Source organism: Chromobacterium sp. Beijing (assembly GCF_021496765.1).
Taxonomy (GTDB): Bacteria; Pseudomonadota; Gammaproteobacteria; order Burkholderiales; family Chromobacteriaceae; genus Chromobacterium.
In genome coordinates, this window is sequence record NZ_CP053750.1 from 3894519 (window position 1) to 3914036 (window position 19518).

Annotated in this window: 20 protein-coding genes; 11 read left to right on the plus strand and 9 right to left on the minus strand. The window is 57.5% G+C overall.

Annotation, left to right across the window (positions count from 1 at the left end):
- The first annotated feature begins 180 nt into the window (after positions 1-180).
- Genes HQN78_RS18030 through HQN78_RS18040 form a run of 3 tightly spaced genes read left to right on the plus strand, consistent with a single transcriptional unit; the run spans position 181 to position 2443 of the window.
- A complete protein-coding gene (locus tag HQN78_RS18030) occupies positions 181-408 on the plus strand; it encodes a hypothetical protein (RefSeq protein WP_227106095.1) in 228 nt (75 codons plus the stop codon).
- The gene (locus HQN78_RS18035) at positions 405-1151 is read left to right on the plus strand and encodes a DUF5131 family protein (protein ID WP_227106093.1); all 747 of its coding nucleotides are present in this window, start codon (positions 405-407) and stop codon (positions 1149-1151) included. Before HQN78_RS18030 ends, HQN78_RS18035 begins: the two co-directional genes overlap by 4 nt.
- 20 nt (positions 1152-1171) lie before the next feature.
- Complete coding sequence (locus HQN78_RS18040; RefSeq protein WP_227106091.1) at positions 1172-2443, plus strand: three-Cys-motif partner protein TcmP; 1272 nt, start codon at positions 1172-1174, stop codon at positions 2441-2443.
- A 45-nt stretch (positions 2444-2488) separates the two neighbouring features.
- On the opposite strand, the gene HQN78_RS18045 is transcribed toward HQN78_RS18040, so the two are convergent.
- Complete coding sequence (locus tag HQN78_RS18045) at positions 2489-3421, minus strand: three-Cys-motif partner protein TcmP (protein ID WP_227106089.1); 933 nt, start codon at positions 3419-3421, stop codon at positions 2489-2491.
- Positions 3422-3775: 354 nt separating this feature from the next.
- Here HQN78_RS18045 and HQN78_RS18050 point away from each other — a divergent pair, with 354 nt between their 5' ends.
- Complete coding sequence (locus HQN78_RS18050) at positions 3776-4618, plus strand: bis-aminopropyl spermidine synthase family protein (protein ID WP_235085375.1); 843 nt, start codon at positions 3776-3778, stop codon at positions 4616-4618.
- Positions 4618-5193 (plus strand): hypothetical protein, encoded by a 576-nt coding sequence (locus HQN78_RS18055; RefSeq protein WP_227106085.1) that lies wholly within the window; start codon positions 4618-4620, stop codon positions 5191-5193. The genes HQN78_RS18050 and HQN78_RS18055 overlap by 1 nt, the downstream gene beginning before the upstream one ends.
- On the opposite strand, the gene HQN78_RS18060 is transcribed toward HQN78_RS18055, so the two are convergent.
- Positions 5190-5846, minus strand: a complete 657-nt coding sequence (locus HQN78_RS18060; RefSeq protein WP_227106083.1) for a hypothetical protein — start codon at positions 5844-5846, stop codon at positions 5190-5192. The two genes, HQN78_RS18055 and HQN78_RS18060, sit on opposite strands and share 4 nt — an antisense overlap.
- A complete protein-coding gene (locus HQN78_RS18065) occupies positions 5827-6840 on the minus strand; it encodes an ImmA/IrrE family metallo-endopeptidase (protein WP_227106081.1) in 1014 nt (337 codons plus the stop codon). Before HQN78_RS18065 ends, HQN78_RS18060 begins: the two co-directional genes overlap by 20 nt.
- A gap of 409 nt (positions 6841-7249) precedes the next feature.
- Between HQN78_RS18065 and HQN78_RS18070 the strand changes: the two genes are divergently transcribed.
- Positions 7250-8023 (plus strand): hypothetical protein, encoded by a 774-nt coding sequence (locus HQN78_RS18070; protein ID WP_227106078.1) that lies wholly within the window; start codon positions 7250-7252, stop codon positions 8021-8023.
- A gap of 204 nt (positions 8024-8227) precedes the next feature.
- Here the strand turns inward: HQN78_RS18070 and gyrB are convergent, their stop codons facing one another.
- The 3 genes from gyrB to dnaA form a co-directional block, all read right to left on the minus strand.
- Positions 8228-10618, minus strand: coding sequence for a DNA topoisomerase (ATP-hydrolyzing) subunit B (gene gyrB / locus HQN78_RS18075; RefSeq protein WP_227106076.1), 2391 nt, complete (start codon positions 10616-10618; stop codon positions 8228-8230).
- A gap of 148 nt (positions 10619-10766) precedes the next feature.
- A complete protein-coding gene (gene dnaN, locus HQN78_RS18080; RefSeq protein ID WP_235085377.1) occupies positions 10767-11876 on the minus strand; it encodes a DNA polymerase III subunit beta in 1110 nt (369 codons plus the stop codon).
- Positions 11877-11930: 54 nt separating this feature from the next.
- On the minus strand, positions 11931-13325 hold the full coding sequence (dnaA, locus tag HQN78_RS18085) for a chromosomal replication initiator protein DnaA (RefSeq protein WP_107801092.1): 1395 nt from the start codon (positions 13323-13325) through the stop codon (positions 11931-11933).
- A 457-nt stretch (positions 13326-13782) separates the two neighbouring features.
- Between dnaA and rpmH the strand changes: the two genes are divergently transcribed.
- From rpmH to mnmE, 5 genes are all read left to right on the plus strand, one after another.
- Entirely contained in the window at positions 13783-13917 is a 135-nt protein-coding gene (rpmH, locus tag HQN78_RS18090) for a 50S ribosomal protein L34 (RefSeq protein WP_048408088.1), read from the plus strand.
- Between the two features lie 4 nt (positions 13918-13921).
- Positions 13922-14287 (plus strand): ribonuclease P protein component, encoded by a 366-nt coding sequence (gene rnpA, locus HQN78_RS18095; RefSeq protein WP_039753648.1) that lies wholly within the window; start codon positions 13922-13924, stop codon positions 14285-14287.
- On the plus strand, positions 14263-14472 hold the full coding sequence (yidD, locus tag HQN78_RS18100; RefSeq protein WP_107801093.1) for a membrane protein insertion efficiency factor YidD: 210 nt from the start codon (positions 14263-14265) through the stop codon (positions 14470-14472). Before rnpA ends, yidD begins: the two co-directional genes overlap by 25 nt.
- 21 nt (positions 14473-14493) lie before the next feature.
- Entirely contained in the window at positions 14494-16146 is a 1653-nt protein-coding gene (yidC, locus tag HQN78_RS18105; RefSeq protein WP_227106074.1) for a membrane protein insertase YidC, read from the plus strand.
- A 123-nt stretch (positions 16147-16269) separates the two neighbouring features.
- A complete protein-coding gene (gene mnmE, locus HQN78_RS18110) occupies positions 16270-17622 on the plus strand; it encodes a tRNA uridine-5-carboxymethylaminomethyl(34) synthesis GTPase MnmE (protein WP_235085379.1) in 1353 nt (450 codons plus the stop codon).
- A gap of 22 nt (positions 17623-17644) precedes the next feature.
- On the opposite strand, the gene HQN78_RS18115 is transcribed toward mnmE, so the two are convergent.
- The 3 genes from HQN78_RS18115 to HQN78_RS18125 all read right to left on the minus strand — a co-directional run bounded on the left by HQN78_RS18115 (position 17645) and on the right by HQN78_RS18125 (position 19498).
- A complete protein-coding gene (locus HQN78_RS18115) occupies positions 17645-18568 on the minus strand; it encodes a LysR family transcriptional regulator (RefSeq protein ID WP_235085382.1) in 924 nt (307 codons plus the stop codon).
- 240 nt (positions 18569-18808) lie between these two features.
- Complete coding sequence (locus HQN78_RS18120) at positions 18809-19183, minus strand: hypothetical protein (protein WP_235085385.1); 375 nt, start codon at positions 19181-19183, stop codon at positions 18809-18811.
- A gap of 24 nt (positions 19184-19207) precedes the next feature.
- Positions 19208-19498, minus strand: a complete 291-nt coding sequence (locus HQN78_RS18125; protein ID WP_235085387.1) for a hypothetical protein — start codon at positions 19496-19498, stop codon at positions 19208-19210.
- Between the last annotated feature and the right edge of the window lie 20 nt (positions 19499-19518).

The following is a 19518-nucleotide window of genomic DNA, read 5'->3' on the forward strand; positions in this document are numbered from 1 at the left end:
CCGCATGAGAACTCAGCATCGTGAGTCCTGAAGAGCGACCTGCTCCGAAGGAGGGCCATCGATTCATTTTACCTGTTGTATTTCCCGCCTGACACGTAAAAACACCATAAATATCAGCAATTTAAATTTTAATTTGCATAAAAATGCGTATGATTACAGTGTAATCAATGAGTGCGGCACATGACAACAACGCGAAAGCAGCAACTGGCCACAGCCCAGGACGGATATCGCAAGCGCCGGCGCAAAGAAGGTTTTTCATGTCTACAGACATGGCTTCCGGGAGAAGCTATGCAGAACCTAGCGGAACTCAGAAAAACCTTGGGGCTAGGCCAGGCAGAAATACTGGAGTTGGCAATTGCCAAGTTGCAGAAAGAGTTACAAAATCGCGATAATGAGGTGCAATTATGACAACGGCAAGCAAAATAGAGTGGACTGAGCGAACTTGGAACCCGACAGTGGGGTGCACCAAGATTTCCCCTGGGTGCAAGCACTGCTACGCAGAGGGTATGGCCGGTCGATTACAAGCGATGAAGACACCCGGTTACGAGAACGGTTTCGAATTGACACTGTTGCCACAACGTTTGGATGACCCACTGAAGCGTAAAACGCCGACCACCTACTTCGTGAATTCCATGTCGGATCTGTTTCATGAGGACGTACCGTTCGACTATGTGGCGAAGGTTTTCGATGTTATCGAGCGCGCACACTGGCACACCTTCCAGATCCTGACCAAACGGGCAGATCGCTTGGAGGCATTTTTTGCGGGTAGAACGGCTCCGCCCAATGCCTGGCTCGGTGTGTCGGTCGAGGATCGCAAGTACGGTGTGCCGCGCATTGATCACCTGCGCCGCGTCGATGCGGCGATTCGTTTCCTTTCAGTTGAGCCGCTGCTTGAGGATGTCGGCATGTTGGACTTAACCCACATTCACTGGGTCATCGTGGGTGGGGAGTCCGGACCCAAAGCACGGCCGATGAAAATCGACTGGGTCGACTCGATTCGCGGCCAATGTGAAGATGCAGGCGTCGCATTCTTCTTCAAGCAGTGGGGTGGCTGGGGTGCCGATGGTGTGAAACGTGCGAAGAAGTACAACGGTCGTGAACTGCATGGCCGCACTTGGGACCAGATGCCGGATACAGAACAACGAATCTAAGATAGAGAAGCCAGGACGGGATGACAGCCAATAACAAGTATTTGTGGAAGCTGGGGTCCCGGCCTCCAGCGTTGCAACAACACAGCGCGGTCAAACACAAAATTATTCAGTCCTATGTGCGCGACTACATCATGACACTGATGAAACGCGCCAGCATCCCCAAGCTACAACTAACCTTGGTGGATGGCTTCTCTGGCGGTGGTTGCTATCTGGACGAGGGAGGCCTGCCAGTCGACGGCTCCCCTTTGCTGATGATGAGGGCTGTGCAAGAGGCACGTGCCCTTCTCAATCTTGATCGGACTATTCCTCGTGAGGTCAATGCCGACTATGAATTCATCGACATCTGCCCCGATACGGTCGAGTACCTGCGCTATTGGCTGAACGGTCGCACAGAAGAGGGAACCATCTCTTCCTATGACACTCAGCGCGTGCGGGTGCAATGTGGTGACTTTCTCAAAGAGTTGCCACGGCTGATTGATACGATCCAACGCCGCAAGATGGGGGAGCGAGCCATTTTCGTGCTCGACCAGTACAACTACTACGATTTGCCGCTCCCCTATATCAAGCAAGTCTTGCACTCTCTAAAGAACGCAGAGGTGATCCTGACTTTTAATGTTGGTGCGATGATCACCTTCCTGTCGGATCGGGCCGCCAATCGGAAGCCGATTGAACATATCGGTCTGGATAAGCACATTCCCTGGAAAGATATCAAGTTGATTAAGGCTGAAGATCAGCAGACTTGGCGTCGCACACTACAGCGCTATATCGCGCATGGCATACGACAGGAAACCGGTGCCCACTATGCGACTCTATTTTTTGTGAAGCCACATGGCCTCAACAAGTGGGACTACTGGCTGATTCACCTCTCCAAGCACTACAAGGCCCATGAGGTGATGAAAGATCTGCATTGGCAGCACGCAACTGAGTTTGGTCATGAACTGGAGCCTGGGGTGTTCATCCAGGGCTACGATGCCAATCAGGATCAGGAATACACAGGGCAAGACACATTTGACTTTGGTAAAACGTCCAGGGACGCATGTGTGGACGGATTACGCGAGCATTTTGGCCATCAGTTGGCCGAATTGCGACAACCGATCCCGCTTGGTCAACTCGTATATGCCTGTGCTAGCCAGTCACCTGGTTCAACTCAACATTTCCTCGAGGCGGCCAAGCTGCTACACCACTCAAACGACGTGATCATCACCAGTGCCGATGGCAGGAAGCGGCAACATTCCAAACATTATCACCTGGATGATGTGATTGAGTTTTCCCCTCAGATACGGCTGATCTAAAGGCAAATCTTCGCACAGATGACAAAGCCAAATTTGTGCCAGAAACTAGCCAAATAAACCTTCCGAGGCAATCACTGGCCCAGTACGCAGTGACTTTGTTTTTAGCTTCCCGGTCAACTGCATGTTCAACAGATGGCCGGCAATACGTTTGGTGAGCTTAACGGCACTCGGGCTGGAGTTGGCTGATGCAAAAAACAAGGCAAATATGGGAGACCCTTGATCTGGTAGCTTGATTGGGTCCAGCACAACCGGAAAGATGGTATGTAACTGTCGTTGCATGTACGCCAGAATCTCGTCTTGGCTGAGCACCCGTTGCCGTTTTGTTGCAGTCTCTTCTGCCGCGAATAAGTCAGTTTGATCGGTATCCCGGTAAAAGTCCTTCATCCAATCAGTCGTGCCGAACAAGCGTGTCAGTGCTTCTGACTTGCTGGCATCGACCTTGTCGAACTGATTCGCTGCCTGCCGACACACGGCGTTGAGTGGGAATAGATACCAGAGGTCAATGGCACTGGTGGCCGCGATCTGTTGCAAGGTCTCCCAGCGCACCGCCATTCCATAGGGATCCAGAAACATGACGGCGCGACTATCCTTCCAACTGATCTTCCGGAGTAACTCACTGACTCGAGCATTGCCGTCCCCGGCCAACACCTCGACTCGTTTACCAGGATAGGCCTGCGCCAGCTTGTTGAGTGCTTTGACATGCTTGGCTTTGATATCGATGAAGTAATAATCGTCAAAGCCAGGTTGGACCTCGAGAGCTCGCTCGGCAGAGCCACTGATCCGAACGGTTTTTCCATCAAGATTGATCGCGCACTCGCCGGTGCCGGCGAAGGCGTCTATGAACACCCGCCTAAATGGCGAGCGAGGCAGTGGCTTGTCCTGCAGGGCGGTGTTAAACGCCTCCAGGTAGCGCTGCAGCATTTCCAGCTTGATCACCGTCCAGTTACCGCCAAAGCCGTGGTAGTGCAGATCGCTCATTGCCAAAGGTCCGTACCATACCATTGTCATGGTAACTCATAATCACTATGCATGACAAGGTGGAAGGCGATGGTCTCGGGGGGGATAGCAGAAAAGCGAGTGGCGTCTTGATAGTGACCTTGTTCTATTCATCCATGTAAGTTTCCTCTTGCGCCGTTCTATAACCGCTCAAAGCCAATGACAAATTCATGTTACTGAGTCGGTTCACATGGTACTCATGGGTTGGAGCAAATGATTGTCAAAACCACATGACATATTGCTATAGTATCTATTGTACGTTGAGTTGCAAGCTATTCTATCCAAACCAATTAGTTCTAACTGAAATATAGTTGACCAATTTCATTGGGGTTAAGTATGGCAGAGCGAAAGGAAATTGATCTTCGGGCCGCAATTAATGCGATTTCGGATGTGGTTCAGAACCGCCCCCGCCCACTAAGGGAAATGGACCAAATCTATATGAAAACTGGGGATATGGTTCTCCAAAGTGAGATGGTCGCTAAGTGGGCCGACGGAAAGAGGTTAGCTTTTATCGGGGACGGGGATGCAATCAGTGTGAGCGTTGCTTACCTGATGAGCCGTGAGATACTGAACTACGGACCTGCCAAGATTCAAGTATTCGATTTCGACGAACGTATCTGTGGTGCCATCAAACGCTTTGCGGACCGCGAGGGCATCGAGATGCTTGATTCAACCCTCTACAATGTGCTGGAAGCCTTCCCAAACATTGGAGAATTCGACTGTTTCTATACTAATCCCCCATGGGGGGCTAGCAACGGTGGTGACAGTGTCAACGTTTTTTCCCAGCGAGGGATGGAAGCAGTTGGAAACAAGGGGGAAGGCATGATTGTGATCGCTGACGATCATGAGCTTGAATGGCCACAGCAGGTTCTGGCCGCAGTCCAGAAGTTTGTATTGAGTGCTGGGTTTTACGTTCAGCGCATGGCTTCCAAGGTGCATCATTATCACCTAGATGATAACCCCGATCTACGCTCGTGCAATCTGATGATCAAATCTTTGCCGGGCATACTTCCACCTCAGAATTCGGAGCCGATTTCCGATCAGGCCCGCCTTGAGCACTTCTATGGTAGAGATCATCCGATCAAAATTAGGTATGTACGCGAGAAAAAGCGCGTTGATTATGGCAAGGCGCACGATGATGAATATTGCTATGAAACATTCGTTGAGGAAGGAAAGTAATGGCCGATATCATCCAGCCCAATCGGGGAATTCTATTCATGAAAGTAGGTGTTCATGCTCAAGAGACTCTTGAGGACATAATTGAACGTAAGACCAAGGAAATTAAAGATGCCGGTTTTGCTTTTTGGGGCTACGGAGGCAATACTTGTCATCCAACTACGATGGTACAGCCTTTTGTTGAAGGCCATGCGGCACGCGGAGAGAAGGTAGTTCTGTGCATGAATGAGATACTATCGAAGCACTTTGCCGACCCAGTTCGGGCCGAACTCTATTCGACCGATGGCGTCAGATGGCAAAAGGTACCTAACGCTATCAATGTCCTGGGTTCCAGATATGCGTTGGCGATCAAGGATCTTCGGCGTACAAATCTGGAGCTCCCCTTGGCAAAGTCCGCAGTCGCCATCGGAAATAGCAAGGGAATGCTGGGTGTGCAATATATCAGAGGTCGAGTTGACAAGGCATGCCTTGAGTTATGCGAAGGTGCCGATATTCCGCGAGCTCCCGACGAAAAATCTGTACAGATCGATTTAGTGGCCGAACTGTGTGAACCCTACGCTGTCTTCCTCAAAAACTAGATTGGATAGGCAACTAAGACTCCTGGCGCATCTGCTTGGCTACTGTGGATGTAGCTAACGAGACCATCTTGGCATGACTCGAGCGGACTACCACCAGAGTAGCAGCCCAGAGCCATCGTTAGGCTTATATCGATAGTTTTTGGCAGGGCGCATATGGAAGGTTGTACTGACTCTAAGCCAGACTTTTCAATCATCCATAACACCAACTGCTCAAGGGAGGCAACCTTTCCATGAATATGTTCACATGCTTCGTGCTCCCGCAGGGCTGCTATCGCTTTGATGGCACGTTTGTCACCTGTCATCATCAACTCGATTTCGCGGGCAAGCATCAAGGCGCAAAGTTGACTCTCACCCAAGTCCAAATCTACGCCGAATGCAATAGCGGCACTTTCAAGTTGAGCGGCTAGCTCCAGTTCTTCAGGATTGGGCTCAATAGCAGCAATAGAGGTTATAGCTTCTAGGAAGTGTATTTTTACTTCTTCTAACTGATGACCTTCCAGTTTCTTCTTGAATTTGCTGGCCACGACGAATTGTGCTGCAGCAATCATTCCAAAATCTTTACTCCCGAAGGGTTCAGTTTCAAGTAGAAGTTTCAATAGTTTGTATGACGTAATTTTGAGTAAAACATCTGTATCAATCAATGCCCAAGCCATTCGCGCCCCCCATAACGGCTTTCACAAAATGCACGCTCTCATCGCTTAGATTTTGCCAATCCATCTGGTGGGATGCTATGCGGTTGACGACCTTCCAAGCGGGTATGGGGTCAGTGTAAATATGCTTCATCGCATTCTGTACAATTGCCCATTCTCCAGTGGCATAACCGTAGCATAGCGCAAGCGTCCCAGGCTCAATACGGTTGTGGGAGCCTAAGGTCAATGCCTTATTGGCAAGCTCGCGTGCATTGTGGCCTTGCCCTTGTTTCGCTATCTCAAAATCAGGATTACCAGTGAGCAGCTCCAGAGCGTAACGATCCGCCTCAATCTCTTCATCGTCCTTCTCCTGTGAGTTATCATCCTCTTCCATGTCGAGGAGTGCAGACCCTGTCTCAACGTGGCCACAGGCAATATGGCCGATCTCATGTGCCAAGTAAAACGCAATCGAAGCAGGGTACAGTGAGTCTTTGGCTAGTAAAATGGCGTAGCGATCCTTGAGGCGAGCTACCATTGCGCTCATTTTTTTTGCCGCCAGTGGATACACGCGCAGATGAATCACTGGTACACCAATGCCCCACATTGTTGCTAGTAGTTCCAACAACCCCACGTGCGGGTTATTTTTAAGAATTAGATGACGTAGTTTTGAGGCTGTAACGCCATCTAGAATTTCTACCTGTTTGACTGACTTGACAAGCATTCTGGCAACCGATTTGCCAAAAGCTGTGATCGCAGGTTTATCGTGCTGGTCATTACCCCTGAAATTCTTATATTTCGCTGAGTCGTCCCAAATAAATTGAGGAGACTGTTCATCGAGCACAGTTAACGGATCGAGGCCTAGATTTCTAGCCAAAGAAAAGCGTAGCTCTGCTTGCGCCGAAGGCGAAGCATCTGCTGCGTCGCTCCACCATTCTGGCCAAGCGGCATTAATCGCGGAATCAGTCAACCCGGTAGACTTTGCAAGGCGCTGTCTGAACTCTTGTGATTTACTCGCCAAAATGTCTCCACAAGTATGATGAGCTAGTCCTAGCTTTGGCTCTTTCGCTCTTCTACGATATATGACCTTGTGCTCTCTATCAATTTTGCTAGTAGCGCTGCATGTGAGGGGCTGCCATCCCACACCTCGTCTATAAGCTTATGCAGGTCGCTAATCTGTGCACTTTCTTCAACTTCTATTCCAAAAAATGCACACAAACGAAGGGCGTTTGTTCCCTGGCTTTTTACTCCCTGTCCCAGAAGCCGGCGCACAGCATAGAAATTCACTCCACTAGCTCTCGATAGAGCAGTAGGGGAGCCTGTGTACTGAGCAAGCGCCGCATTTAATTTAGCTCTGGCAACTTCCCACTTGATTTGCGATTTGTGCATATTACTGTATAATAACAAAAAATTGCACATTTGAGACTTCAATGTTTTACAACCATGCCAGGCCACCTGCTACAACCAGCCATAGTGCCGGAGATTCCGTTCCTGATATCTTCTGCTGGACAAAGATGGGGGCTGAAGCTGGGCAAACACTCGATGCCATCATTCGGCGTAAAGAGCTGGAGCGCCTAGCGGGCAATGGAGTGTTTGCATGGGGCATCGGTAACTCCCTTGGTACAAGTGTTGACTTGGCTCGGCAAATGAGCCCCAGTGGCAGAGTCGACGTGCTATTCACGCCGATGAAGAGCCCTCCAAAACAGATTGATGCCTCACCTTCTCAAACCTTCTTATGGCTCTACTACATCGAGAGCGATGGCCGTATTGCCTCCCTTCCAGGGCACCTCCTGATCACCAGCCGGGGTGGGGAGCACAAGAAGGCGCACTATGCGCTCCTTTGCCATAGTGAAAGCAGTATTGAGGATGATGTGCTGGAGCATTACATTTATGCAGCAAGTGCACGTAACCTAGCTAGTAGTAACCGTATCGGCTCATCGCAAGTAACCTCTGTGGTGCGTTACGGTTTGGATGCTGTTGCACCCGATGATGCACCTTACAAAGTCGCTTTCCGAGCAGCGTTGCACCAGCAAGGTTTCTTGAAGTTGGTTAGTCCAGTTTGTTTGGAGGGGGCGATTGCCAAGCTATACCATCAGGCGTGTGCCGCGACATCTGCGATGGAGTGGCTCTCTTTAGCCTCGGAGGTACGCAAAATGGCTGAGGAGCTCGTTATACCAGTGCCTGGAACGGATCTATTTGCCTAGTCTGTCCAGGAGAGGCGACAAAGTGGTCAGAAAAGTGGGTAAGCATGACGCTTGCGACCTCGGGGCTGGAGCCTTATAAGTATCAAGGAAAGAAAAATGGCCTCCAATCTTGGAGGCCATCCTTCTCACCGCCTAGGCTGCGTGTGAAATCCCAAAAATCTAGAAAAGTGGGAAAAATCTAGATACTCGTGGGATCCTACAACCTCACACATCAATATTCCGCGCAATCAAGGCATTGCCCTCGATGAAGTTCCGGCGCGGTTCCACTTCGTCGCCCATCAGGGTGGTGAACACGTCGTCCGCGCTCATCACGTCTTCAATGCGCACCTTCAGCAGGCGGCGCACGGTGGGGTCCATGGTGGTTTCCCACAGCTGTTCCGGGTTCATCTCGCCCAGGCCTTTATAGCGCTGGATGTTCATGCCCTTCTTCACTTCCGCCAGCAGCCAGTCCAGCGCTTCGCCAAACTCCGCCACCGGTTTCACGGTTTCGCCGCGTTTGACGTGGGCGCCTTCGCGCAGCAGGCCGCTGAGCATGTCGCCGGTTTTCTTCATTTCCGCGTAGTCGCCGGATTCCAGGAAGTCCTGGTCCATCACCGTCACCATCACGTTGCCGTGCAGTTTTCGGATGATCTTGATCAGGTGGCCGTCGTTCTTTTCATCGCGCAGCAGTTCCAGTTCGATGGCTTCCGCCGGCAGCAGCGCGCTCAGTTTGGCCAGCGCGGCGTCCGCTTCTTGCTGGCTGCTGAGGGACAGCGGGCCGGTCTTGAGCATGGCTTCCAGCACCAGCGGATCAATCACGCGGCTTTCGCGATCAATCACGGAGCGGGTCAGCAGGAACTGGCGGGCAATTTCGCCCAGGGTGTCGCCGGACAGCGCGGCGGCGCCTTCCGCCGGGATCAGTTCGGCCTTTTCCAGCGCCAGTTGCAGCAGAAACTGGTTGAGCTCGGAGTCGTCCTTGAGGTAGCGCTCTTGCTTGCCCACTTTGGCCTTGTACAGCGGCGGCTGGGCGATGTAGATGTGGCCGCGCTCCACCAGTTCGCTCATTTGGCGATAGAAGAAGGTGAGCAGCAGGGTGCGGATGTGCGCGCCGTCCACGTCGGCATCGGTCATGATGATGATGCGGTGGTAGCGCAGCTTGTCCGGGTTGTATTCGTCCTTGCCAATGCCGCAGCCCATGGCGGTGATCAGGGTGGCCACTTCCTGGCTTTGCAGCATTTTGTCGAAGCGGGCGCGTTCCACGTTCAGGATCTTGCCCTTCAGCGGCAGGATGGCCTGGAATTTGCGGTCGCGGCCTTGTTTGGCGGAGCCGCCGGCGGAGTCGCCCTCCACCAGGTACAGTTCGCACTGGGTGGGGTCTTTTTCCTGGCAGTCCGCCAGTTTGCCGGGCAGGCCCAGGCCGTCCATGATGCCTTTGCGGCGGGTAATTTCGCGGGCCTTGCGCGCGGCTTCGCGGGCGCGGGCGGCTTCCACGATCTTGCCGCAGATGATCTTGGCGTCGTTGGGGTGTTCCAGCAGATAGGTTTTCAGCGCTTCGCTGATCACTTCATTGACCACCGGGCCAATTTCGCTGGAGACCAGTTTGTCCTTGGTCTGGCTGGAGAACTTGGGGTCCGGCAGTTTGACGGACAGCACGCAGGTCAGGCCTTCGCGCATGTCGTCGCCGGTGGTGTCCACCTTGGCCTTTTTGGCCACTTCGCTCTCTTCAATGTACTGGTTCAGCGTGCGGGTCATCACCTGGCGCAGCGCGGTCATATGGGTGCCGCCGTCGCGCTGGGGAATGTTGTTGGTGAAGCACTGGACGCTTTCCTGGTAGGAGTCGTTCCACTGCATCGCCACTTCCACGGTCATGCCGTCTTTTTCGCCCAGGCCGTAAAACACCTTGGGGTGCAGCACGTTCTTGTTGCGGTTCATGTATTCCACGAAGCCCGCCACGCCGCCGGAGAAGGCGAAGCTTTCTTCCTTGCCGCTGCGCTTGTCTATCAGGTTGATGCCCACGCCCTGGTTCAGGAAGGACAGTTCGCGGATGCGCTTGGCCAGGATGTCGAAGTGAAACTCCACCAGGCCGAAGGTTTCTTCGCTGGCGCGGAAGGTCACTTCCGTGCCGCGGTGATTGGTGTGGCCGGTGACGGTGAGCGGGGCCACGGCGTCGCCGCGGCGGAATTCCATTTCATGGACTTTGCCGTCGCGCCAGATTTTCAGACGCAGCCAGTCGGACAGCGCATTCACAACGGAGACGCCCACGCCGTGCAGGCCGCCGGAGATCTTGTAGCTGTTGCTGTCGAATTTGCCACCGGCGTGCAGGATGGTCATGATCACTTCCGCCGCCGATCGCCCTTCTTCCGGGTGGATGTCGGTGGGGATGCCCCGGCCGTTGTCTTCCACGGTGATGGAGTTGTCGGGGTTGATGATGACCTTGATGGTGTCGGCATGGCCGGCCAGCGCTTCGTCAATGGCGTTGTCCAGCACTTCAAACACCATGTGGTGCAAGCCGGTGCCGTCCGAGGTGTCGCCAATATACATGCCGGGGCGTTTGCGTACCGCATCCAATCCTTTGAGGACTTTGATGCTATCCGCGCCGTATTCCTGTTCGCTCATCTGCTGCTTTCTGTATGGAGAGGAGCCGGGCGGGCCGGGAGTGACTCCTGGCGCCGCGCGGCCGGCCTCTGCCGGTCAATCTGAAAATCCGTTTGCCGGGGCGGGGCGGGGCCTCCGCCGCCGGCGGGCTGCCGGGTGGCGGCCGGCGTCAAATCCGCATGGGCATGACGATGTATTTGAAGTTGCTGACGTCCGGTATGGTCACCAGGGTGCTGCGGTTGGAATCGCCAAAGGCCAGTTGCAGGGTGTCCGCCGGCAGGTTGGTCAGCACGTCCATCAGGTAGTTGATGTTGAAGCCGATTTCCAGCTCGCCGCCCTGGTAGGCGATTTCCAGTTCTTCTTCCGCTTCTTCCTGCTCGCTGTTGGTGCAGAGAATGGACATGGAGCCGGCCTTGAGCACCAGGCGCACGCCGCGGAATTTCTCGTTGGCCAGAATGGCGGCGCGCTGCAAGGCGTGCAGGAATTCCAGGCGTTCAATCAAAAAGATCTTGTCGTTGTCCAGCGGGATGACGCGGTTGTAGTCCGGGAACTTGCCGTCCACCACTTTGCTGATGATAACGGTGGAGCCAAAGCTGAAACGCACCTGGTTGGCCAGCACTTCGATATTGATCGGGTCGTCGATGTCCTGCAGCAGCTTGTACAGCTCGATGATGGTCTTGCGCGGCAGGATCACTTCGGACTTGGGCAGGTTGGCTTCCACGTCCGCGCTGGCAAAGGCCAGGCGGTGGCCGTCGGTGGCCACCAGGCGCACCTGGTTGCCGTCGGTCTGCATCAACAGGCCGTTCAGGTAGTAGCGGATGTCCTGCACTGCCATCGCGTATTGCACCTGGGAGATCAGGCGCTTGAGTTCACGCTGGCTCAGGCTGAAGCTGGAGTCGCTGGCGCTGCCCACGGACAAGAGCGGGAAGTCGTCGGCCGGCAGGGTTTGCAGGTTGAAGCGGCTCTTGCCGGCTTTCAGGGTCAGGCGGCCTCCGTCCAGTTGTTCCAGGGTCACGGTGGCGTTGCCCGGGATGGCGCGCAGGATGTCCTGCAGCTTTTTGGCGGAGGTGGTCAGGCGGAAGTCTTCGCCCGGCAATTCGTCGCTGCTGGCGGTGGTGATCTGGATTTCCAGGTCCGTGGCCAGGAAGCCCACTTGTCCGCCCTTTTTCTCTATCAGCACATTGGACAGGATGGGCAGGGTGTGACGACGCTCGACAATGCCGGTGACTGCCAGCAGTGGCTTGAGCAGGGCATCGCGTTCGGCTTGCAGGATCAGCATGGGGCGGGCTCCCGTTGGGTGTTTGTGAGTCGGTTCAAGTTAGGCTTCATGGTCTTAGTTACGCAGCATGGCCAGCAGCGTGTCGTAATCGTGAGCGATATCGGCGTCGTTGCCGCGCATTTCGGCAATGGTCTTGCACGCGTGCAGCACGGTGGTGTGGTCGCGGCCGCCAAAGGCGTCGCCGATATTGGGCAGGGACAGCTGGGTCAGTTCCTTGGCCAGCGCCATCGCCACCTGGCGCGGCCGGGCGATGTCGCGGCTGCGCTTTTTGCTGTGCATGTCGGACAGCTTGATCTTGTAGTACTCGGCCACGGTTTTCTGGATGGCGTCCACGGTCACTTGGCGGTTGCCGGCGGCCAGGATGTCCTTGAGCGCTTCCTTGACCAGTTCCAGCGAGATGTTCTGATTGGTGAAGCGGGCGTAAGCCACCACGCGTTTGAGCGCGCCTTCCAGTTCGCGCACGTTGGAGCGCACGTTCTGGGCAATGAAGAAGGCCACGTTGTGGTCCAGCTTGATGCTGTCGGCCTCGGCCTTTTTCATCAGAATGGCCACGCGCATTTCCAGCTCCGGCGGCTGGATTTCCACGGTCAGGCCCCAGGAGAAGCGGGAGATCAGCCGCTCTTCCATGCCTTCTATCTGCTTGGGGTAGCTGTCGCAGGTCATGATCACCTGCTTGCCGCCCTCGATCAGCGCGTTGAAGGCGTAGAAGAATTCTTCCTGGGTGCGGTTCTTGCCGGCGAAGAACTGAATATCGTCGATCAGCAGCAGGTCCAGCGAGTGGTAGTAGCGCTTGAATTCGTCAAAGGCCTTGTGCTGGTAGGCGCGCATGATGTCGGCCACATAGCGTTCGGCGTGGATGTAGCGGATCTTGGCTTGCGGGTTCTTTTGGAACACGTGGTTGCCGATGGCCTGGATCAAGTGGGTCTTACCCAGGCCCACGCCGCCGTAAACAAATAGCGGGTTGTAGGCTTGGTCGCCCGGGTTTTCCGCAATCTGCATGGCCGCGGCGCGCGCCAGCTGGTTGCCCTTACCGGTCACCAGGGTGTCGAAGGTGAACGAGGGGTTGAGCCGGGTGCTTTCGTGGCTGCCGCCAATGGCTTTGACCGCGGCCTGCTTGGCCTGGGACGGCGCGCTGGGCGTCGGCACGCTGGGCGCGGGCTTGGCTTTGGCCGGCATCACCGCGGGCGCGGCGGCCGGACGGCCGGCGGGCGCGCCCAGGCGCAGTTCCACCAGGCATTCGCCCACCAGCTCCACCGCCAGTTCTTCAATGCGCGCCAGGAAGCGGTCCTTGATGAACTGCATGATGAAGCGGTTGGGCGCAAACAGCGCGATGCCCTCTTCCGTGGTTTCGGCCGATAGCGGCTTGATCCAGGTATTGAACTGTTGCGAAGACAGTTCGGCCTCCAGGCGGGCCAGGCAGCCAGGCCAAAATTGATCCAGTTCGGTCATTACATATACGCAAGTAAAAGCGAAAAACCCGCTGTCGGCTTTAAGGCCAAGCGGCGGGAGAAGCCGCCGCGCCCCGCGCTTGGGGCGGACGACGTGTGTTCGGCATGATTCAAGGGCCGCGTTCCGCGCATCGCCGGGCCGCAAGGCGGGCCAGGCATGGACGGGGCGGCCCCCGAGAACCGCTGGCAAAATTCCTGGATCCGGCACGCGCCGCGCTTGCGCGGGCGCGCGTTGCTCCAGTGGGTGGGGCTGAATTTTGGCAGTGCTTCTCTGGGTTGGCGTTCCGCCCCGGCGCGCGTTCAATAATTGCGCAGCGGACTCGGAACGGTAAGCCTTGGCATTCTAACGGTTTTTCTCAAAGTTATCCACAGGTGCTTAGAAAATTCCTCATTGACAAACCGGCGTTTATCCTGTCAAATCACGCGTTTATTTCCGTTTCGAAACAGGAATTCCAATCATGAAGCGTACTTACCAGCCCTCCAATACCCGTCGTAAACGCACCCACGGCTTTCTGGTCCGCATGAAGACCCGCGGCGGCCGCGCAGTGATCGCAGCCCGTCGTTCCAAAGGCCGCAAGCGTCTGGCCGTATAAGCCTTTGTCGGCTTACCGCTTTCGCCGTGCGCACCGGCTATTAAAAACGGATGAGTTCTCATCCGTTTTTAGTTTGCGGATGTCGCGCAGCAACGCCACGTTCCAGGTATCGGCCCGGCCCAATGAATTGGGGCACGCGCGGCTGGGCCTGGTGGTGGGCCGCAAGGTCCACAAGCGGGCCGTGCGCCGCAATTACATCAAGCGCACGGTGCGCGAGTGGTTCCGCCTGAACCGGCAAACGCTGCCGGACATGGACTTCGTGGTCCGCGCCAAGGTGCCTTTTACGCGCGCCGAGCGAACTGAAGTGATCACGGCTTTGTCTTCTCTGTTTGCTAAACTGGCACGATGTCGCGCCTCTTCATCCTCCTGATCCGTTTTTACCAGCTGGCTATCAGCCCGTGGCTGGCACCGCGTTGCCGCTTCCAGCCCACCTGTTCCAGCTACGCGATCGAGGCCATGAAAAAGCACGGCGCACTCAAGGGCGGCTGGCTGGCCGCCAGACGCATCGGACGTTGCCACCCCTGGGGCGGCAGCGGCTACGACCCAGTTCCCTGAACTTAAATCCGGTATCGAGAGATGGATTCCAAGCGCCTCATAATCTTCATCATGCTGTCCCTGGGCATCCTGCTAGGTTGGCAGGAGTTTTTCGCGCCCAAGCCGACGCCGCAGCAGGTGGCCGCGCAAAAACAGGCCGCCACGCAGCAGCAGGCCGCCAACAGCGCGTCCCACAACGCCCAGCCGGTGGATTCCAACAAGCTGACTTCCGGCCAGCGCATCACGGTGAACACCGATGTGCTGAAAGCGGAAATCGACACCGTGGGCGGCGATCTGCGCCAGCTGACGCTGTTGAAGCACGATTCCGCCGTGGACAGCAAAAAGCCGCTTGATCTGCTGACGGACCGGAACGGCCGCGTCTATGTGGCGCAAACCGGCCTGGTGGCCGCCAGCAACCCGGCGCTGCCCACCCACAAAACCGTGTTCACCGCGGAAAAAACCAGCTACGAGCTCTCCGGCGACAAGCTGGAAGTGAAGCTGACCGCGCCGGAAGCCAATGGCGTGAAGGTAAGCAAGATCTACACCTTCACCAAGGGCAGCTACAAGATCGGCGTGCGTTACGACATCGCCAACGGCGGCGCCGCCCCGCTGGCCGCCACCGCTTACTACCGCCTGCTGCGCGACAGCCAAACGCCGGAAGGCGAAGGCCGCCTGGCCCACACCTTCACCGGCCCGGCGGTGTACACCTCGGAAAACAAATTCCAGAAGGTGAGCTTCGACGATCTGGCCAAGGGCAAGGGCGATTACGCCAAGACCGGCAGTGACGGCTGGGTGGCGATGATCCAGCACTACTTCATGTCCGCGTGGATTCTGAAGCCGCTGGACGGCGCCAGCGTGTGCAAGGACGACAAGTCCTGCCGCTTTGAGCTGAAGCAGAGCAACGGCCTGAACTCCGCCGCCGCGCTGGTGGATTACGCCACCATCGCCCCGGGCCAGAGCCTGAGCGTGTCCGTGCCGCTGTTCGCCGGCCCGGAAGAGTACGATGTGATCAGCAAGCTGGCGGACGGCATGGAATACGCCAAGGACTTCGGCATCTTCCACATCTTCGCCTCCCCGCTGTTCTGGCTGCTGACCAAGCTGCACCTGCTGGTGCAGAACTGGGGCTGGGCCATTGTGCTGCTGACCCTGACCGTCAAGGCCATCTTCTACCCGCTGACCGCCGCGTCCTACCGCTCCATGGCCAAGATGAAGGCGCTGGCGCCGCGTCTTGAGCGCATGAAGGAGCAGTACGGCGACGACCGCATGAAGTTCCAGCAGGCGGTGATGGAGATGTACAAGTCCGAGAAGGTGAATCCGCTGGGCGGCTGCCTGCCCATGCTGATCCAGATCCCGGTGTTCATCGGCCTGTACTGGGCGCTGCTGGCTTCGGTTGAGCTGCGCCAGGCGCCGTGGATCCTGTGGTACACCGACTTGGCCCGCCCGGACCCGTTCTATGTGCTGCCGGTGATCATGGCGGCCACCATGTTCCTGCAGACCTTCCTGAACCCGCCGCCGGCGGACCCGATGCAGGCCAAGATGATGAAGATCATGCCGGTGGCCTTCTCGGTGATGTTCTTCTTCTTCCCGTCCGGCCTGGTGCTGTACTACGTGGTCAACAACATCTTGTCGATGGCCCAGCAGTGGCAGATCAACAAGAGCATAGAGAAGAAAAGCAAGGCCGCGCTGCAATCCTGATTGCCCGGCGCGCTCTGAACCCCAAACCCGGCCGCATGGCCGGGTTTTTTGCTGGATAATTGAAGCGTACTCGCCACGACGCCCCGCCGCGCGGGGCCGCGGCCCAGATTCCAAGGAATGCCCATGAGCCTTAGCTACACCCCCGCCACCATCTGCGCCATCGCCACCGCTCCCGGCCGCGGCGGCGTTGGCGTGATCCGCGTGTCCGGCAAGGATTTGCTGCCCTTCGCCACCGCCGTCAGCGGCGGCAAAACGCCCAAGCCGCGCTATGCGCTGTACACCGACTTCGTCGACGCCCACGGCCAGCCACTGGACAACGGCCTGCTGCTCTACTTCCCCGGCCCCAACAGCTTCACCGGCGAGGACGTGATCGAACTGCAAGGCCACGGCGGGCCGGTGGTGCTGAAAATGCTGCTGGCGCGCTGCGTGGAGCTGGGCGCGCGGCTGGCGGAGCCGGGCGAATTCACCAAGCGCGCCTTCCTCAACGACAAGCTGGACCTGGCCCAGGCGGAAAGCGTGGCGGACTTGATCGACGCCAGCAGCGAAACCGCGGCCAAGAGCGCGCTCAAATCGCTGAAGGGCGCCTTCTCCAAGGAAATCCACGTGCTGGTGGACGAGCTGATCACCCTGCGCATGCTGGTGGAGGCGACGCTGGACTTCCCGGAGGAGGAGATCGACTTCCTCAAACAGGCGGACGCGCTGGGCAAGCTTGAACGGCTGCGCGGCCGGCTGGTGCAGGTGCAGGCCACCGCCAAGCAGGGCGCCATCCTGCGCGAGGGCATGCACGTGGTGCTGGTGGGCCAGCCCAATGTCGGCAAATCCAGCCTGATGAACGCGCTGGCCGGCGACGACATCGCCATCGTGACCGACATCGCCGGCACCACCCGCGACACCGTGCGCGAGGAGATCGTCATCGACGGCGTGCCGGTGCACATCATCGACACCGCCGGCCTGCGCGACACCGACGACGTGGTGGAGAAGATAGGCATAGAACGCACCTGGCAGGCGGTGGAGCGCGCGGACCTGGCCCTGGTGCTGGCGGACAGCCGCGACGGCCTCACCGGCGAGGTGCAGGCCATTCTGCAACGGCTGCCGGCGGCGCTGCCGCGTGTGCACGTGTTCAACAAGGTGGACCTGTCCGGCGAAGCGCCGGGCCTGGCCGATGAAGACGGCCACCCGCTGGTGCGCCTGTCCGCGCGCACCCACGCCGGCGTGGAGCTGCTCAAGGCCAAGCTGCTGGAGATGATAGGCTACAGCGGCGGCGGCGAAGGCGTGTTCCTGGCGCGCCAGCGCCACCTGGACGCCATCCGCCGCGCCGCCGAACACCTGGAACTGGCGCACGCGGACTGGGAGCAAGTGGAAATCTTCGCCGAGGAATTGCGCATGGCGCAAAACGCGCTGTCCGAGATCACCGGCGAATTCAGCGCCGACGATCTGCTGGGCGTGATCTTCAGCCGCTTCTGCATCGGCAAGTAAGCCCTACCCTACCGCGCCGCCGTTAGGCCGCCAGCGTCACCCCGGAGTGGAAGGCTATCGTCGGCAACACCTCGTCCAGCACCTGCAAAAAGGTGAAGGCGGCCGGCGACAGCGGCACGCCGCGCCGGGTGAACACGTGGACGTCCCGCTGTAGCTCGGCCGACTCAAACAAGCGGTAAGGCAGATCCCGCGCCGACGGATGGGAGGCCGCCAGCGCGGACAGCACGCAAGCGCCCACCCCGGCGCGGATCAGGCAGAACTGCATGTCCAGATTGGTAACGGTGATCTTGCTGGCTACCTGCTGCCAGAGCTCGGGATGGCTGCGCTCCAGCGCGGACATGATGCTGGTGTCGCTTTCGTCCTGCAGCAAGGGCCATTGCCGCAGGGATTGGCAGTTGAGCGGCCCAGCCGGCGGCTCGAAGCCCGGCGGAAACATCAGCCCCAGCCGGGCGGACAGCAGCTGGCGCTTGTCCAGCTTGTCCCCGGCCGCGCCCACATAGGAGCCGATGCCGATGTCCACCTCGCCCGATTCGATGCGGCGCACCACGCCGCCGCTGGTGTCGTCCAGCAGACGCACATGGATGCACGGGTAATCTCTTCTCAGCCGTTTGAGCACCTCCGGCAGCACGCTGGACGCAAAAGCCATGCCGCTGGCCACGTAGACGCTGCCGCTGCTGCCGGCGGATTTTTCGCGCAGATCGGACAGCAGCAGTTCAAAGTCGTTCAGCAGCCGGCGGGCCACCGGCAGGAAGGCGTTGCCCTGCGTGGTGAGCGCCACTTTGCGGGTGGTGCGCTCAAACAGCGTCAGCCCGATCTCCTGCTCCAGCTCGCGTATGGTCTTGGTCAGCGTGGATTGCGTCAGAAACAGCTGGCGGGCCGCGGCGGTGAAGCTTTCGGCTTCGGCAACGGCCGAAAAGGCGCGCAGGTGGCGAAGGGAGATATTCATGACGAAGTGGAATTGATTGGCTTTATTAATTCATTTTACACCAATAACTTTCAACGCTTGCGCGTTTGAAGTTCACGCCCTTCATCATGGAACGGCCATCCCGGCTTTGCCGATAAAACTCAAGCGCAAGCCGCTGACGCCGGGCTTTGGCCGCCATCGAATCCCCCAGATCGTCACCCAGCGCAGGCCTCAGAGCCTGTTCAAAGTCCGCTGCGCTTCAGCGGGATGGTTGAACCGCTTCTAAGGCCCCGCCCTTTGGACGGCGTCAGGGTCCGGTATCGGCGCGCCCACCAGCGCCAGACGGGCGGTAGTTACGTTGCGGAAGCCCGCCAAGAGATAACATTGCCGCGCGCAGAGATCGCGGCTGCTCCATTTCCCGGACGCCCACATCGCCAATAAGGCGGCGCGGGCCGGCTCGTGCTTGCCCTGCCATCGGCTCCAATAATAAAAGTCCGCCAGCGCCCGCTTGATCTGCCGCTGAACGGCCGCGGTGTTGTCCGGATGGAGCGGGTTGCTGTCCTTCAGCGCAATCACTCCCAGGCGCATCTCGTAATCAACGATTAAACGCGCCGCGCCTTTGAGCGCCTCATTGTGTTGGATCAGCAGCTTCATCATAGCCATGCCCTCCCTGTCCAAGCGTCACAGCACGTCGTTGACGTGTTCCAGACCGCGTTGCAAACGCTGCTGTATCGGTTCCAGCAAGGCCAGCGCCTCCTCGCTGCTGAACAGCAAGGGCTCGTCGCGGCGTTCCAGCAAGGTCAGCAGCGCCAACAGCCCGGTGTGGGCGGCGCGCATATCCATCACCCCGCTCAGCAGGGCGGAGTCCAGCTCGATATAGCAATCGTTCAATTGGCGGCCCAGATCGCCCAGCAGCAGCACATTGCCGGCGGCGGCGGGCAAGCGCTGAGCGCAGAAACGCAGTTGCTCCATCACCGGCGCGGCGGCGGGCT

Bases quoted from the DNA above. Each gene is read 5' to 3' on its own strand.
- HQN78_RS18070 (WP_227106078.1), top strand. From the start codon at position 7,250: ATGTTTTACAACCATGCCAGGCCACCTGCTACAACCAGCCATAGTGCC.
- yidC (WP_227106074.1), top strand. From the start codon at position 14,494: ATGGATTCCAAGCGCCTCATAATCTTCATCATGCTGTCCCTGGGCATC.
- HQN78_RS18115 (WP_235085382.1), bottom strand. From the start codon at position 18,568: ATGAATATCTCCCTTCGCCACCTGCGCGCCTTTTCGGCCGTTGCCGAA.
- HQN78_RS18120 (WP_235085385.1), bottom strand. From the start codon at position 19,183: ATGATGAAGCTGCTGATCCAACACAATGAGGCGCTCAAAGGCGCGGCG.
- HQN78_RS18050 (WP_235085375.1), top strand. From the start codon at position 3,776: ATGGCAGAGCGAAAGGAAATTGATCTTCGGGCCGCAATTAATGCGATT.
- HQN78_RS18055 (WP_227106085.1), top strand. From the start codon at position 4,618: ATGGCCGATATCATCCAGCCCAATCGGGGAATTCTATTCATGAAAGTA.
- dnaN (WP_235085377.1), bottom strand. From the start codon at position 11,876: ATGCTGATCCTGCAAGCCGAACGCGATGCCCTGCTCAAGCCACTGCTG.
- yidD (WP_107801093.1), top strand. From the start codon at position 14,263: ATGTCGCGCCTCTTCATCCTCCTGATCCGTTTTTACCAGCTGGCTATC.
- HQN78_RS18035 (WP_227106093.1), top strand. From the start codon at position 405: ATGACAACGGCAAGCAAAATAGAGTGGACTGAGCGAACTTGGAACCCG.
- HQN78_RS18030 (WP_227106095.1), top strand. From the start codon at position 181: ATGACAACAACGCGAAAGCAGCAACTGGCCACAGCCCAGGACGGATAT.
- mnmE (WP_235085379.1), top strand. From the start codon at position 16,270: ATGAGCCTTAGCTACACCCCCGCCACCATCTGCGCCATCGCCACCGCT.
- HQN78_RS18045 (WP_227106089.1), bottom strand. From the start codon at position 3,421: ATGAGCGATCTGCACTACCACGGCTTTGGCGGTAACTGGACGGTGATC.
- rpmH (WP_048408088.1), top strand. From the start codon at position 13,783: ATGAAGCGTACTTACCAGCCCTCCAATACCCGTCGTAAACGCACCCAC.
- HQN78_RS18125 (WP_235085387.1), bottom strand. From the start codon at position 19,498: ATGGAGCAACTGCGTTTCTGCGCTCAGCGCTTGCCCGCCGCCGCCGGC.
- HQN78_RS18040 (WP_227106091.1), top strand. From the start codon at position 1,172: ATGACAGCCAATAACAAGTATTTGTGGAAGCTGGGGTCCCGGCCTCCA.
- dnaA (WP_107801092.1), bottom strand. From the start codon at position 13,325: ATGACCGAACTGGATCAATTTTGGCCTGGCTGCCTGGCCCGCCTGGAG.
- gyrB (WP_227106076.1), bottom strand. From the start codon at position 10,618: ATGAGCGAACAGGAATACGGCGCGGATAGCATCAAAGTCCTCAAAGGA.
- HQN78_RS18060 (WP_227106083.1), bottom strand. From the start codon at position 5,846: ATGGCTTGGGCATTGATTGATACAGATGTTTTACTCAAAATTACGTCA.